The organism is Kineococcus aridisoli (genome assembly GCF_050871885.1).
In the GTDB taxonomy this organism is placed as follows: domain Bacteria; phylum Actinomycetota; class Actinomycetes; order Actinomycetales; family Kineococcaceae; genus Kineococcus.
This window is the reverse complement of sequence record NZ_JBJLSF010000023.1, coordinates 1-14074: the sequence shown is the minus strand read 5'-3', so window position 1 is coordinate 14074 and position 14074 is coordinate 1. Positions and strand designations below refer to the sequence as shown.

The following is a 14074-nucleotide window of genomic DNA, read 5'->3' as shown; positions in this document are numbered from 1 at the left end:
GCGCGGGCCGGCGGGGCGGCTCAGACGCGGTTGACGGCCAGCACGTCGACGCCGCCGTCGGCGGCGCAGCGCAGCACGGTGCGCGAGGCGGGGTCCAGGTGCAGGCGCCGGTGCAGCGGCGCGCCCAGCCCCAGGCCGGCGCGCAGCAGCACCCGCAGCGGGTCGGCGTGGCTGACGAGCACGACGTGCCGGCCCGCCCAGCGCTGCAGCAGCGCCCGTCGGGCGGTCAGCACCCGGCGCTCCAAGGCGCGCAGGGACTCCCCGCCGGGCGGGGCGGCGTCGGGCACCGCGCCGAAGGCGGCGGCCTCGCGGGGCCACAGCTCGCGCACCTGCTCGGCCGGCAGCCCCGCCCACTCGCCGAGGTCGACCTCGTCCCACTGGGGGTCGGCGAGGACCTCGACGCCGAGCGCGTCGGCGAGGGCCCGCGCGGTCTGGCGGGCGTCGCGCATCGTCGAGGTGAGCACGACGTCGGCGCCGCGGACCTCCGGCGCGGCGGCGAGGGCGGCGGCCTCGGCGAGCCCGTGCTCGGACAGCGGCGGGTCCTCGCCGTGCCGGCCGCTGAGCCGGTCCTGCTCGGTGAGCTCGGTGGAGGCGGCCCGCACGAGCACGAGCAGGGTCGGCGGGCCGTCCGGGCCCTGCGGCGCCGCCGGGGCGGCGGGTGCGGCCGGGGCGGTGCTGGCGGCGGTGGTGGCGCGCTGCCACTGCCGGCCGGCGGCCGCGGCGTCCATCGCCTCGTTCGCCAGCCGGTCCGCGTGGGAGTTCTGCGCGCGCGGGATCCACCCGTAGTCGACCCGGCCGGCCGGCCACGCGGCGCGCGCCTCCTGGGCGAGCCTGCGCATGTCGGCGTGCTTGACCTGCCAGCGGCCGGACATCTGCTCGACGACGAGCTTGGAGTCCATCCGGACCTCCACCCGCGCCTGCGGGTCGACGGCGGCCGCCGCCTGCAGCCCGGCCAGCAGGCCCCGGTACTCGGCGACGTTGTTCGTGGCGCGCCCGATCGACTCGGCGACCTCGGCGAGGACCTCCCCCGTCGCGGCGTCCTTGACGACCGCGCCGAAGCCGGCGGGCCCGGGGTTGCCGCGCGAGCCGCCGTCCGCCTCGACCCGCAGGACGCGCTCCGCCGCGCTCACCGCCCGCTCCCGCTCACAGCCCGGACTCGTCGGTGCGGACCAGGATGCGCCCGCACTCCTCGCAGAAGAGGACCTCGTCGGAGGCCGCGGCACGCAGGGCGGCGATGTCCGAGGCGTTCAGCTCCAGGCGGCAGCCCTCGCAGCGGCGGGCGCGCAGCGCCGCCGCGCCGACCCCGCCGCGGGGGGCGCGGACCTTCTCGTAGAGGGCCACGAGGGCGTCGTCGACGCCCATCGCGATGGCCTGGCGGCGGGCCAGCACCGCCGTCTCCTCGGCGGCGACCTCGGCCAGCGCCGCGTCGCGGCGCGCGGTGACCTCGGCGATCTGCTCGGCCAGCTCCCCGTCCGTGGTGGCGAGCTCGGCCGCGGCGAACTGCACCTGCTCCAGGCGCTCCATGACGGCCAGCTGCTCGTCCTCCAGGACGCCCTGGCGGCGCGCGAGCGACTCCAGCTCGTGCTGCAGGCCCTGCAGGTCCTTGGCGCTGCCGACGCCCTTCTCGAGGCGCTGGGTGTTGCGGGCCGCGCGGTCGCGCACCTGCGCGACGTCCGCCTCGGCCTTGGCGACCTGGCGCTCGACGTCGCCGACGAGCGTGCGCGCGGCCACGAGCACGTCGGCGGTGCGCCGCCGCTCCGCCTCCAGGCCCGCGAGCTCCTTGAGCTCGGGCAGGGTCGCGCGCCGGTGCGCGAGCTGCGCCAGCCGGGTGTCGACGGCCTGCAGGTCCAGCAGCCGCTGCTGGTCGATCGCCGGAGCCTTGGGCATCCGCCGGGTCACTCTCCTCGACTGGGGACGCGCAGCGACCACGGGTCGGTGCGCTTGGTGGACACGTGAGCGTCCACGGTACGGCCGTCGCGGGCCAGCGCCGCCACCAGGCGGTCCGCGCAGCCGGCCAGCCAGGGCCACTCGCTGGCCCAGTGCGCCACGTCGACCAGGTGCGGGCGCCCGCCCTCCAGGCCGGCGCGCTCGCGCGCCTCCGAGGCCGGGTGGTGGCGCAGGTCGGCGGTGACGTAGACGTCGGCACCGCTGGCGCGCACCTGCTCGAACAGGCTGTCGCCGGAGCCGCCGCAGACGGCGACGCGCTGCACGAGGGCGTCGAGGTCGCCCGCCACCCGCACGCCCTGCTCGGTCCCGGGCAGCGCCTGGGCGACCCGGTCGGCGAAGTCGGCGAGGCGCTCGGGCGCGGCGAGCCGCCCGACGCGCCCGATCCCGAGGTCGGGACGGCCCGGCAGCGCCTCCAGCGGCTGCAGCGGCTGCAGGTCGTCGAGGTCGAGCACGCGCGCGAGGGCGTCGGACACGCCCGGGCCGCCGGCGTCGGCGTTGGTGTGCGCCACGTAGAGCGCGCACCCGGCACGCACCAGCCGGTGCACGACGCGGCCCTTGAACGTCGTGGCGGCCACCGAGTGCACCCCGCGCAGGAACAGCGGGTGGTGGGTGACGAGCAGGTCGGCGCCCGCGGCGAGCGCCTCCTCGACGACCTCCTCGACGGGGTCGACGGCGAGGTGCACGCGGCGCACGGGGGCGTCGGGGTCGCCGCAGACCAGCCCGACCGCGTCCCAGGGCTGCGCCCACTCCAGCGGGTGCATCGCCTCCAGGGCCGCGGTCACCTGGCGCAGGGCGGGGGCGTCGGCTGCCGGGGGGGTCACGGGGCGACACTAGTGGCCGCCGCCGCCGCTACGGTGGGCGGACGGGGCCTGTAGCTCAGTGGGTAGAGCACCGCGCTTACACCGCGGGTGTCGTCGGTTCGAGCCCGGCCGGGCCCACCCCGCGCGGCGCTGGGCGCTCAGCCCAGCGCCTGCAGCGCCTCCAGGTGCGCCCGCAGCGAGCGCGCCCGCCCGTGCTCGCCCCGCAGCTCCCAGCGGACCGCGCCGTCGACCACGAGCAGCGACAGCCGCTGCGCCGTGCCCAGGTCCTCGTCGAAGGCGTCGAGGGATCGCGCCACGTGCCCGTGCGGCCAGAAGTCGCTGAGCAGCGGGAACGGGTAGCCGCGGTCCTCGCCCCAGGCCCGCAGCGCGGGCACCGGGTCGCAGGAGAGCGCGGCGAGCTGGACGCCCGCGTCGTCGAAGCGGTCGACGTCGAAGGCGAGGGCGCCCAGCTCGGCGGTGCAGTGGGTGGAGAAGGCCGCCGGCACGAGCACGAGCAGGGCCGGGCCCTGCCCCCACAGCTCCTGCAGGGGCAGCCGGTCCCCGTGCTGGTCGGCGACGACCGCGTCGGGGACCGGGAAGGGCCTCAGCGCCGGCCGTTCTTCGGCGTCGTCATCCGGGTGCCGGCCCAGTTCGCGCACGCGCTGACGCTGCTCGTGGCGTGCAGGCCGGCGGTCGGTGCCGCCTCGTCGATCTCGGCGGCCGTCACGTGCCCGGGGCGGCCCTTCTTGGGCGTCAGCAGCCAGACCACACCGCCGTCGGCGAGGTTGGTGATGGCGTCGACGAGGGCGTCGACGAGGTCGCCGTCGTCCTCGCGGAACCAGCACAGCACGACGTCGGGGACGTCGTCGGCGTCCTCGTCGAGCAGCTCCGAGCCCACCAGGTCCTCGACGGCCTCCCGGAAGGCCTCGTCGACCTGGTCGTCCCAGCCGTACTCCTGGACGAGTTGCCCGGGCTTGAAACCCATCTTGGCCACTGCAGCCACATCGGCTGCAGGGTCCGCGGTCGCGCCCACGTGCTGTCCTGCCTTCCTCCAGCCCCGCTCCGTGGCGGGGTCTCCTGTCCGTCCGCGCGTGCATCCCGAGCCGGCTGGCGGCCTCCCGCCGGGGTGCGGCGGGGAGCTGCGTCGGCTCGTGACCCCCTAGTGCACCGGAGACACCACCCCGGGCGCAAGACGAGAGGCCACCCGCAGTGGATCACGAGGTGGTCACGGCACCCGCGCACGGGGTCCGCACGAGGTCCGCACGGGCTCCGCAGGGGCCCTGCGCGCGGCCGGCCCGGGCGCGGGCGGGACCCGGCGCCCGCCGCTGCGCCGCCGGCCGGACGGTGGCAGGGTGGGGGCGTGGGAAGGCTCACCATCCGCTCGCGCACCAGCCGCCTCGACCTCGAGCTCGGCACCTCCGGCACGCGGGTGGACACCCTGGCGGTGGAGGAGCCCCTGCAGATCGAGGTGGCGGGCGAACCGCTCACGGTCACCATGCGCACGCCCGGCGACGACGTCGAGCTGGCCCTGGGCTTCCTGCACGCCGAGGGGCTGCTGACCAGCGCCGACGACGTCGTCGCGATGCGGCACTGCACCGACGTCGGCCCCGACGGGGAGCCGACCTACAACCTGCTGCAGGTGGCCCCGCGCCCCGGCAGCCGGCTGGCCGGCGAGCGCGTCGCCCGGCCGTTCACCACGACCTCCGCGTGCGGGGTGTGCGGCTCGGCGAGCGTGGACGACGTCCTCGCCCGCGTGCCCGCCCCGCTGCACGAGGACGACGTCCGGCTGCCCGCCGCGGTGCTGGCCCGGATGCCCGACGCCCTGCGCGCGGCCCAGGCCGCCTTCGAGCGCACCGGCGGCCTGCACGCCGCGGGGCTGTTCGACCCCGACGGCACGCTGCGCTGCCTGCGCGAGGACGTCGGGCGCCACAACGCCGTCGACAAGGTCGTCGGCTGGGGGCTGCGCGAGGGGCTGCTGCCGCTGCGCGGCAGCGTGCTCGTCGTCTCCGGCCGCGCCTCCTTCGAGCTCGTGCAGAAGGCGGCCATGGCCGGCGTCCCCGTCCTGGCCGCGGTCTCCGCACCCTCCTCGCTGGCGGTGTCGCTGGCGCGGGCCAGCGGCATGACGCTGCTGGGGTTCGTGCGCCCCCCGCGCGCCAACGCCTACGCCGGCGAGCACCGCCTCGTGCTCGAGGAGGGCGGCGGGAGGGGCCTGCAGGAGGCTCCGGACCCACCGGGGTGGGTGCCTGTCGGCGCGCGGTCCTAACCTGAAGGCCATCACTGAGCGGGGCCCGCTGACCGCGGGCCCTCGACGACAGCGGGAGGACCACCACCGTGGCCAGACGCGACGACGCGGGGAACGGCCCCGCCGGCAAGGGCCCCATCCTCAACGGCCTGCCCTCGCAGTTGCCCGACATCGACCCGGAGGAGACGGCCGAGTGGCTGGCCTCCCTGGACGGCGTGGTCGACGAGCGCGGCAAGACGCGTGCCCGCTACCTGATGCTGCAGCTGCTGCAGCGCGCCCGCGAGCAGCAGGTCGGCGTCCCGAGCCTGACCGCGACCGACTACATCAACACGATCGGCCCGGAGGCCGAGCCGTGGTTCCCCGGCGACGAGGAGGTCGAGCGCCGCTACCGCGCGTGGATCCGCTGGAACGCCGCGGTCATGGTGCACCGCGCCCAGCGCCCCGGCATCGGCGTCGGCGGCCACATCTCCACCTACGCCTCCTCGGCGACGCTGTACGAGGTGGGCTTCAACCACTTCTTCCGCGGCAAGGACCACGCCGGCGGCGGTGACCAGGTCTTCATCCAGGGCCACGCCTCCCCCGGCGTGTACGCGCGCGCCTTCCTCGAGGGCCGGCTGAGCGCCGACCAGCTGGACGGCTTCCGCCAGGAGGTCTCCGCGGCGCCCGACGGGCTGTCCTCGTACCCGCACCCGCGCCTGATGCCGGACTTCTGGGAGTTCCCGACCGTCTCGATGGGCCTGGGCCCGGCGAACGCGATCTACCAGGCGCAGTTCAACAAGTACCTGCACAACCGCGGCATCAAGGACACCTCGCAGCAGCACGTCTGGGCCTACCTGGGCGACGGCGAGATGGACGAGCCGGAGTCGCGCGGGTTCGCGCAGCTGGCGGCCTACGAGGAGCTCGACAACCTCACCTTCGTCGTCAACTGCAACCTGCAGCGCCTCGACGGCCCGGTGCGCGGCAACGGCAAGATCGTCCAGGAGCTCGAGGCGTTCTTCCGCGGCGCCGGCTGGAACGTCATCAAGGTCCTGTGGGGCCGCGAGTGGGACACCCTGCTGGCCGCCGACTCCCAGGGCGCCCTGGTGAACCTCATGAACGCCACCCCCGACGGGGACTACCAGACGTTCAAGGCCGAGAACGGCGGCTTCGTCCGGGAGAACTTCTTCGGCCGCGACCCGCGCACGGCCAAGCTCGTCGAGAGCATGAGCGACGAGGACATCTGGAACCTCAAGCGCGGCGGCCACGACTACCGCAAGGTCTTCGCGGCCTACCAGGCGGCGGTCAACCACACCGGCCAGCCGACGGTGATCCTCGCCAAGACGATCAAGGGCTACGGCCTGGGGCCGCACTTCGCCGGGCGCAACGCGACCCACCAGATGAAGAAGCTGACGCTGGAGGACCTCAAGCTCCTGCGCGACTCGCTGCGCATCCCGATCAGCGACGAGCAGCTCGAGGCGGACCCCTACCGCCCGCCGTACTACCACCCCGGTGACGGCGACGAGGCCATCCAGTACCTGCGCAAGCGCCGCGCCGACCTCGGCGGGCCCGTCCCGCAGCGCCGCGTGCAGCACGCGCCGCTGCACCTGCCGGCCGAGGACGCGTACAAGGTCGCCGCGAAGGGGTCGGGCAAGCAGGAGATCGCCACGACGATGGCGTTCGTCCGCCTGCTCAAGGACCTCATGCGCGACAAGGAGTTCGGCAAGCGCGTCGTGCCGATCATCCCCGACGAGGCCCGCACGTTCGGCATGGACTCGCTGTTCCCGACGATCAAGATCTACAACCCGCACGGGCAGCAGTACACGTCCGTGGACCGCGAGCTGATGCTGGCCTACAAGGAGTCCGAGCAGGGGCAGATCCTGCACGTGGGCATCAACGAGGGCGGGGCCCTGTCGGCCTTCACCGCGGCCGGCTCCTCCTACGCCACGCACGGCGAGCCGATGGTGCCGGTCTACGTCTTCTACTCGATGTTCGGCTTCCAGCGCACGGGCGACAACCTGTGGGCGGCGGCCGACACGATGTCGCGCGGCTTCCTCATCGGCGCCACCGCCGGGCGGACCACGCTGACCGGCGAGGGGCTGCAGCACGGCGACGGGCACTCGCTGCTGCTGGCCTCCACCAACCCCGCGGTCGTCTCCTACGACCCGGCGTACGCCTACGAGATCGGGCACATCGTCAAGGACGGCCTGCGCCGGATGTACGGCGAGGACCCCGAGAACGTCATGTACTACCTGACGGTCTACAACGAGCCGATGGTCCACCCGGCCGAGCCGGCGGACGTCGACGTCGAGGGGATCGTGCGCGGCATGCACCGCGTCTCCGTCGGCGAGGGCGACGGCCCGCGCACCCAGCTGCTCGCCTCGGGCGTCGGGGTGGCGTGGGCGCTGGAGGCGCAGGCGCTGCTCAAGGAGGACTTCGGCGTCGTCGCCGACGTGTGGTCGGTCACGAGCTGGAACGAGCTGCGCCGCGACGGGCTGGCCTGCGACGAGCACGCCTTCCTCAACCCCGGCGACGAGTCGCGGGTGCCGTTCGTGACGCAGAAGCTCAAGGAGGCCCCGGGCCCCGTGGTCGCGGTGAGCGACTGGATGCGCGCGGTCCCCGACCAGATCCAGCCGTGGGTGCCGGGCGAGTTCGCCTCGCTGGGTGCCGACGGGTTCGGCATCTCCGACACCCGCGCCGCCGCGCGGCGGTACTTCCACATCGACGGCCCGTCGGTCGTGGTGCGCGCGCTGGAGATGCTCGCCCGCCGCGGCGAGGTCGACTGGCGGGCGCCGGGCCAGGCGATCGAGAAGTACCAGCTGCACGACGTCCGCGCCGGCCGCAGCGGGAACGCCGGCGGGGAGTCCTGACCGCCCGGGCGCGCGAGCGCCCCTGAGACGCGCGAGCGCCCCTGAGACGCGCGAGCGGCCGCTGCCCGGAGGAGGTCCTCCGGGCAGCGGCCGCTGCGCGTCGTGGACAGGGGGCGCACGCACCGCCCGGACCCGGCGGGCGGTGCCCGCCGCGGGCCTCAGCGCCGGTTGCGGTCCGCCCGGGCGATGGCGTCCTCGAGCTCGGAGCGCAGCTGGGCGACCCGCCCGGTGTCGGGGTGGTCGGCCAGCGCCTTCAGGTGGCGGCGCGCCTCGGCCAGCCGGCCGGCGTCGATGGCGGCGGCCACCAGGTGCCGGCCCGCCTCGACGTCGTGCTCGCGGGGCCGCCAGTGCCCCACGCCCAGGCTCAGCGCCTCGTCGTTCATGCCCGCGTCGCGCAGCACGTGCAGCGCGCGGGCCAGCGCGGTGCCGCTGGGGTCGCGCTCGGCGGCGATGGACAGCCGGCGCAGCGCCGCCTCGCGGTCGTCGGTCAGCGACAGCTGGCCGAGCACCAGCAGGGGCCGCCAGGCCCTCGGGCTCTGCGCCAGCTCCTCGGCCAGCGCCCAGACCGCGTTGTCGGCGGCGCGGCGCACCTCCTCGGGGTCCGGCGGGCCCGCGGGGGCGACCTGCTCCTCGTGCGCCTCGGCGGCGCGCGTGCGCACCAGCTCGGCGAGGGTGGTGAACGCCGCCTCGTCGTTGGGGTCCTCGCGCAGCTGCTCGCGCAGCTGCGCCTCCCCGACCGCGGGGGTCTCGCGGCGCCGGGTCCGGCGGGCCAGCCGACGTCCCGGTGGCCGGGTCGCGGGGGCTTCGGCGGACGGCTTGCGCCACCGGTCGAGCAGTCCCATGGGTCCCCTTCCGTGGTGTCCGGGGGTTCGGCACCCGCGGCCGACCCTAGCCCAGGCGGGCGGACGCGGCCCGTTCCGCGCCGCTCGCGGGCCCGGCGCGCACCGCCGCGCGCGGTGCGCGCCCTAGGCTCGCACCCGTGCCCTGCGTCCGCTCCGAGCTGTCCGAGCAGACGGTGAGACGCCTGGAGGCGGCGGCCGGCTCCTTCGCCTCGGCGATCGTGGCGCGGATGGACGCGGCGCTGCCCTGGTACGGGCGGCTGCCCGCCGACGAGCGGTCCTGGGTCAACCTCGTCGCGCAGGCCGGCTTCGGCGACTTCCTGCGCTGGCTGAGCGAGCCGGACCCCGACGTCCTGGCGGGCACGGCCGTCTTCGGCACGGCCCCGCGCGAGCTGATGCGCTCGGTGACCCTGCAGCAGACGGTGGAGCTGGTCCGCATCGCCATCACCGTGGTGGAGGAGGGCCTGGACGCCGTCGTCGGCGACGGGCACCCCGAGGAGCAGGTCATCGCGCGCGAGGCGCTGCTGCGCTACTCGCGCGAGGTGGCCTTCGCGGCGGCGGCCGTCTACGCGCGGGCGGCGGAGACCCGCGGCGCGTGGGACGCGCGCCTGGAGGCCCTGGTGGTCGACGCCGTCCTGCGCGGCGACGGCGAGGACACCATCGCCTCCCGGGCCGCGGCGCTGGGCTGGACGCTCGACGCGGCGACCACCGTCGTCATCGGCCCCTCCAGCGAGCAGACCTCCGCGGGCGTGGTGGCCCGGGTGCGCACGACGGCGCGCGAGGCCGGCGGCGAGGCGCTGGTGGGGGTGCAGGGCGACCGGCTGGTCGTCGTGCTCTCCGGCGACCTCGACGTCGCGGCGACCGCGGCGCGGCTGGCGGCCGGCGAGTTCGGTCCCGGGCCGGTCGTGGTGGGTCCCACGGTGGCCAGCCTGCCGGTGGCCGCCCGCTCGGCGCGCGCGGCGCTGGCGGGGGTGGTGGCCGCCCGGGCGTGGCCGGAGGCGCCGCGACCGGTGCTCGCCGACGACCTGCTGCCCGAGCGCGCGCTGTCCGGCGACGCCACCGCCCGGCGGGCGCTGGTCGACCGCGCCTACGCGCCCCTGCTCGAGGCGGGCGGGTCGCTGCTGGAGACCCTCACCGCCTACCTGGAGAACGGCGGCTCGCTGGAGGCCTGCGCCCGTTCGCTCTTCGTGCACGCCAACACCGTGCGCTACCGGCTGCGGCGGGTGGCCGAGGTCTGCGGGTGGACGCCCACGGCGCCGCGCGAGCGCTTCGTGCTGCAGACGGCCCTGGCGCTGGGGCGCCTGGCGCAGGTGCCCGCCGCGGGACGTCCCGACCAGCGCGCCGGTGCGCGCGCGGGTGGGGGCACCGGCGGGGGCGCCGCTGGCGGCGCCGGTGGCGGCAGCGGACCGGTCTGACGCTGCGTCGTGCACTGGTCACGATGCGCTCGTGGTACCGGACGCTCACCTGCCGGTCACTTGGAGGATCCCTACAAGGCAGCCCGCCAAAGTCGGTGAGCGTCGTGACCGCCTGCGGGCACCCGCGCGGGAGAGGCTGACCTGCGTGCTCGTCTTCGTCTTCCCCGGCCAGGGTTCGCAGTCACCGGGGTTCCTCGCGCCGTGGCTGGAACTGCCCGGAGCCGCCGACCGCCTGCGCTGGGCCTCGGCCGTGGTCGGGGACGACCTGCTCGCCCACGGCACCGTCTCCGACGCCGAGACGCTGCGGGACACCGCCGTCGCCCAGCCGCTCATCGTGGCGGCCGGCCTGCTCGGCCTGCGCGAGCTCGTCGCCTCCCCCGCCGACCTGGGCCGCACCGCCGGCGCGGTCGCCGGGCACTCGGTCGGTGAGCTCACCGCCGCTGCCGCCACGGGAGCGCTGAGCCCGGAGCAGGCCCTGGTGCTCGTGCGCGAGCGCGGCCGGGGCATGGCCGCGGCCGCCGCCGCCCTGCCCACCGGCATGAGCGCCGTCCTCGGCGGCGACCCCGAGGAGGTCGCCGCGGCGCTGGCCCGGCACGGGCTCACCCCGGCCAACGCCAACGGCGGCGGTCAGGTGGTCGCCGCCGGCACGCTGGAGGCCCTCGCCGCGCTGGCCGCCGAGCCGCCCGCCAAGGCCCGCGTGGTCCCGCTGCAGGTCGCCGGCGCCTTCCACACCGAGCACATGGCCCCGGCCGTCGGCACCCTGCGGGCGCTCGCGGCGGGCCTGGAGCCCGGCACCGCCTCCGCGCCGATCGCGGCGAACGCCGACGGCGAGCTGGTCACCGACGGCGCGCTGTTCCTGCAGCGCCTGGTCGCCCAGGTCTCCCGCCCCGTGCGCTGGGACCTCGTCACCGAGACCTTCGCCCGCCTGGGCGTGAGCGCCCTCATCGAGGTCCCGCCCGCCGGGACGCTGACGAACCTGGCCAAGCGCCAGCTCAAGGGCGTGGAGGTCCTCGCCCTCAAGACCCCGGACGACCTCGAGCGGGCGCGCACGATGATCGCCGAGCACGGGGGCGCGACGTCCCCGGCCGCCGGCCCCGCGGGCGCCGCCTCCACCCCGACCACCACCCCCTCGACGACGACCCCCGCGGAGGCCGCCCTGTGACCGCACTGACCTCGGCCCCCACCCGCGAGGCCCGCATCCTCGGCGTCGGCGCCCACCGGCCGCCGCGCGTCATCGACAACGAGGAGGTGTGCACCTGGATCGACTCCTCCGACGAGTGGATCCAGCAGCGCACCGGCATCAGGACCCGCCGCTGGGCCGCGCCGGAGGTGTCGGTCGTCGACATGAGCGAGGACGCGGCCGCCAAGGCGCTCGCCGCGGCCGGGCTGACCGGCTCGGACGTGGACGCCGTCGTGCTGGCGACCGTGTCGCACCCCTACCAGACCCCGGCGGCCGCCGCGGTGCTCGCGCACCGCCTGGGCGCCACCCCGGCCGCCGCCTTCGACATCTCCGCCGGCTGCGCCGGCTTCTGCCACGGCATCGCCCTGGCCGCGGACCTCGTGCGCGGCGGCACCGCCCGCAACGTCCTCGTCGTGGGGGTCGACAAGCTGTCGGACTTCACCGACAAGCACGACCGCTCCACCGCGTTCCTGTTCGCCGACGGAGCGGGGGCGGCCGTCGTCGGCGCCTCCGACGAGGTCGGCATCGGCCCCACCGTGTGGGGCTCGGACGGCGGCCAGGCCGACGCCATCAAGTCCAAGTTCTCCTGGCTGGACCTGCGCGCCGGCACCGGGCAGGTCGTGGCCGCGGAGGCGGCGATGGCCGCCGAGGCGCCCGAGGCCGCTCCCGAGGCCGCGCAGGTGCCCGCGCAGGGCGGCGAGCGCTGGCCGTACCTGGAGCAGCAGGGCCAGTCGGTCTTCCGCTGGGCCGTCTGGCAGATGGCCCCCGTCGCCCAGGCCGCCCTCGACGCGGCCGGCGTCACCGCCGAGGACATCGACGTGTTCGTGCCGCACCAGGCCAACGCGCGCATCATCGACGCGATGGTCAAGCAGCTGGGCCTGCCCGAGAAGGTCCACGTCGCCCGCGACATCGTCGACATGGGCAACACCTCCGCCGCCTCCGTGCCGCTGGCGATGGAGCGCGCGATGGCCGACGGCCACGCCCCCTCGGGCGGTCTCGCGCTGCTCATCGGCTACGGCGCCGGCCTGTCCTACGCCGCGCAGGTCGTGCGGCTGCCCTGACCGGGGCCCTTGGATCCCCTGGGTCGCACGCCGCGCCCAGGTCGCATGCGGTGGCCGACCCGGTCACCCACCAGATGGAGGAGCAACGCATGGCCAGTGAGCAGGAGATCCTCAGCGGTCTCGCGGAGATCGTCAACGAGGAGACGGGCCTGCCCACCGACAGCGTCCAGGCCGACAAGTCCTTCACGGACGACCTGGACATCGACTCGCTGTCGATGATGACCATCGTCGTGAACGCCGAGGAGAAGTTCGGCGTCCGCATCCCCGACGAGGACGTCAAGAACCTGCGCACCGTCGGCGACGCCGTCGCCTACATCTCCCAGGCGCAGGGCTGAGGACGCACCACCGGCCGGCCCGCTCCCCGCGGGCCGGCCGCACCCAGCGCCACCGCACGACCCCGCAGTTCGCCGTCAGAGCTCGAGAAGGAGCTGACCGACCATGACCATGACCACGACGGGAACGTCGCGCCGCGTCGTCGTCACCGGGATGGGAGCGACGACCCCGATCGGCGGTGACGTCCGGTCGTCCTGGGAGGCCGCGCTCGCCGGGCGCTCCGGCGCGCGCCCCATCACCGACGACTGGATCCACGAGCACGAGCTGCCGGTGACCTTCGCCGCGCAGGCCGCCGTCCGGGCCGACACGGTCCTGGACCGGCGCGAGGTCAAGCGGCTGGACCCCTCGCAGCAGTTCGCGGTCATCGCGGCCCGCGAGGCCTGGGCCGACGCGGGCACCCCCGAGGTCGACCCGCTGCGCCTGGCCTCGGTCGTGGCCACCGGCATCGGCGGGATCTGGACCCTCATGAGCGCCTACGACACGCTGCGCGAGAAGGGCGCCCGCCGCGTCCTGCCGCTCACCGTGCCCATGCTCATGGCCAACGGCCCGACGGCGTCCATCAGCCTGGAGTTCGGCGCCCGCGCCGGGGCGCACACCCCGGTCAGCGCGTGCGCCTCCGGCGCGGAGGCCCTCGCCTACGGCTTCGACCTCATCCGCAGCGGGCGGGCCGACATGGTCATCGCCGGCGGCACCGAGGCGGCCATCCACCCGCTGCCCATCGCCAGCTTCGCCTCGATGCACGCCCTGTCGCGGCGCAACGAGGACCCCGAGCGCGCCTCGCGGCCCTTCGACACCGCCCGCGACGGCTTCGTCCTGGGCGAGGGCGCCGGCATCGTCGTCCTGGAGGCGGAGGAGCACGCCCGCGCGCGCGGCGCCCGCGTCCACGCCGAGCTGCTGGCCGCCGGGCTGTCGGCCGACGCCCACCACGTCGCCGCCCCGGAGCCGGAGGGCGCCGGGGTCGCCCGGGCCATCGGCGACGCGCTGCGGCAGGCCGGCCTGCAGCCCTCGGACCTGACCCACGTCAACGCGCACGCCACGTCGACCCCGGTCGGCGACGTCGCCGAGGACAAGGGGCTGCGGCTGGCGCTGGGCGACGCGGTCGACGGCATCGCGGTCTCGGCCACGAAGTCCATGACGGGGCACCTGCTGGGTGCGGCCGGCGCGGTCGAGAGCATCTTCACGATGCTGGCGCTGCGCGACCGCATGGCCCCGCCGACCATCAACGTCGACGACATCGACCCCGAGGTCAGCCTCGACGTGGTCCGCAAGGACCCGCGGCCGCTGCCGGGTCAGGGCCGTCTGGTCGGGCTGAACAACGCGTTCGGCTTCGGCGGCCACAACGTCAGCGTGGTCTTCGCCTCGGCCTGAGGCGCACCGCGCGCAGCAGGGCCCCGCACCGCGCGCGGTGCGG

13 protein-coding genes and 1 tRNA gene are annotated in these 14074 nt (G+C 76.0%); 8 read left to right on the top strand and 6 right to left on the bottom strand.

The window, feature by feature from the left end:
• Positions 1-20: 20 nt before the first annotated feature.
• The 3 genes from ACRYM2_RS08695 to ACRYM2_RS08685 are packed head-to-tail and all read right to left on the bottom strand — an operon-like array spanning position 21 to position 2768.
• Positions 21-1130: a bifunctional RNase H/acid phosphatase gene (locus ACRYM2_RS08695; RefSeq protein ID WP_432521502.1), complete on the bottom strand. Its 1110-nt coding sequence runs from the start codon at positions 1128-1130 to the stop codon at positions 21-23.
• Between the two features lie 13 nt (positions 1131-1143).
• Positions 1144-1887 carry a zinc ribbon domain-containing protein gene (locus tag ACRYM2_RS08690; protein WP_432521501.1) on the bottom strand — a complete coding sequence of 248 codons (744 nt, stop codon included), beginning with the start codon at positions 1885-1887 and terminating at the stop codon, positions 1144-1146.
• Between the two features lie 8 nt (positions 1888-1895).
• Positions 1896-2768, bottom strand: coding sequence for a Nif3-like dinuclear metal center hexameric protein (locus ACRYM2_RS08685; protein ID WP_432521499.1), 873 nt, complete (start codon positions 2766-2768; stop codon positions 1896-1898).
• Positions 2769-2812: 44 nt separating this feature from the next.
• Between ACRYM2_RS08685 and ACRYM2_RS08680 the strand changes: the two genes are divergently transcribed.
• A tRNA-Val gene (locus ACRYM2_RS08680) sits at positions 2813-2885 on the top strand.
• A gap of 20 nt (positions 2886-2905) precedes the next feature.
• Here the strand turns inward: ACRYM2_RS08680 and ACRYM2_RS08675 are convergent.
• Both ACRYM2_RS08675 and ACRYM2_RS08670 read right to left on the bottom strand, forming a co-directional pair.
• Entirely contained in the window at positions 2906-3406 is a 501-nt protein-coding gene (locus ACRYM2_RS08675) for a redoxin domain-containing protein (RefSeq protein ID WP_432521497.1), read from the bottom strand.
• Positions 3352-3732 (bottom strand): DUF3052 domain-containing protein, encoded by a 381-nt coding sequence (locus tag ACRYM2_RS08670; RefSeq protein ID WP_432521496.1) that lies wholly within the window; start codon positions 3730-3732, stop codon positions 3352-3354. Before ACRYM2_RS08670 ends, ACRYM2_RS08675 begins: the two co-directional genes overlap by 55 nt.
• Positions 3733-4107: 375 nt before the next feature.
• On the opposite strand from ACRYM2_RS08670, the gene fdhD reads away from it, so the two are divergent.
• Positions 4108-5010, top strand: a complete 903-nt coding sequence (gene fdhD / locus ACRYM2_RS08665) for a formate dehydrogenase accessory sulfurtransferase FdhD (protein ID WP_432521495.1) — start codon at positions 4108-4110, stop codon at positions 5008-5010.
• 68 nt (positions 5011-5078) lie between these two features.
• Positions 5079-7835 (top strand): pyruvate dehydrogenase (acetyl-transferring), homodimeric type, encoded by a 2757-nt coding sequence (gene aceE / locus ACRYM2_RS08660; protein WP_432521494.1) that lies wholly within the window; start codon positions 5079-5081, stop codon positions 7833-7835.
• A gap of 158 nt (positions 7836-7993) precedes the next feature.
• Here aceE and ACRYM2_RS08655 read toward each other — a convergent pair whose 3' ends face one another.
• Positions 7994-8677, bottom strand: a complete 684-nt coding sequence (locus ACRYM2_RS08655) for a hypothetical protein (protein WP_432521493.1) — start codon at positions 8675-8677, stop codon at positions 7994-7996.
• A gap of 137 nt (positions 8678-8814) precedes the next feature.
• Between ACRYM2_RS08655 and ACRYM2_RS08650 the strand changes: the two genes are divergently transcribed.
• From ACRYM2_RS08650 to ACRYM2_RS08630, 5 genes are all read left to right on the top strand, one after another.
• Positions 8815-10089 carry a PucR family transcriptional regulator gene (locus tag ACRYM2_RS08650; RefSeq protein ID WP_432521492.1) on the top strand — a complete coding sequence of 425 codons (1275 nt, stop codon included), beginning with the start codon at positions 8815-8817 and terminating at the stop codon, positions 10087-10089.
• Positions 10090-10234: 145 nt separating this feature from the next.
• A complete protein-coding gene (locus tag ACRYM2_RS08645) occupies positions 10235-11251 on the top strand; it encodes an ACP S-malonyltransferase (RefSeq protein WP_432521491.1) in 1017 nt (338 codons plus the stop codon).
• Entirely contained in the window at positions 11248-12330 is a 1083-nt protein-coding gene (locus tag ACRYM2_RS08640; RefSeq protein WP_432521490.1) for a beta-ketoacyl-ACP synthase III, read from the top strand. The genes ACRYM2_RS08645 and ACRYM2_RS08640 overlap by 4 nt, the downstream gene beginning before the upstream one ends.
• 89 nt (positions 12331-12419) lie before the next feature.
• On the top strand, positions 12420-12665 hold the full coding sequence (locus ACRYM2_RS08635) for an acyl carrier protein (RefSeq protein ID WP_166611561.1): 246 nt from the start codon (positions 12420-12422) through the stop codon (positions 12663-12665).
• Between the two features lie 103 nt (positions 12666-12768).
• Positions 12769-14031, top strand: a complete 1263-nt coding sequence (locus tag ACRYM2_RS08630; protein ID WP_432521489.1) for a beta-ketoacyl-[acyl-carrier-protein] synthase family protein — start codon at positions 12769-12771, stop codon at positions 14029-14031.
• Positions 14032-14074: the final 43 nt, after the last annotated feature.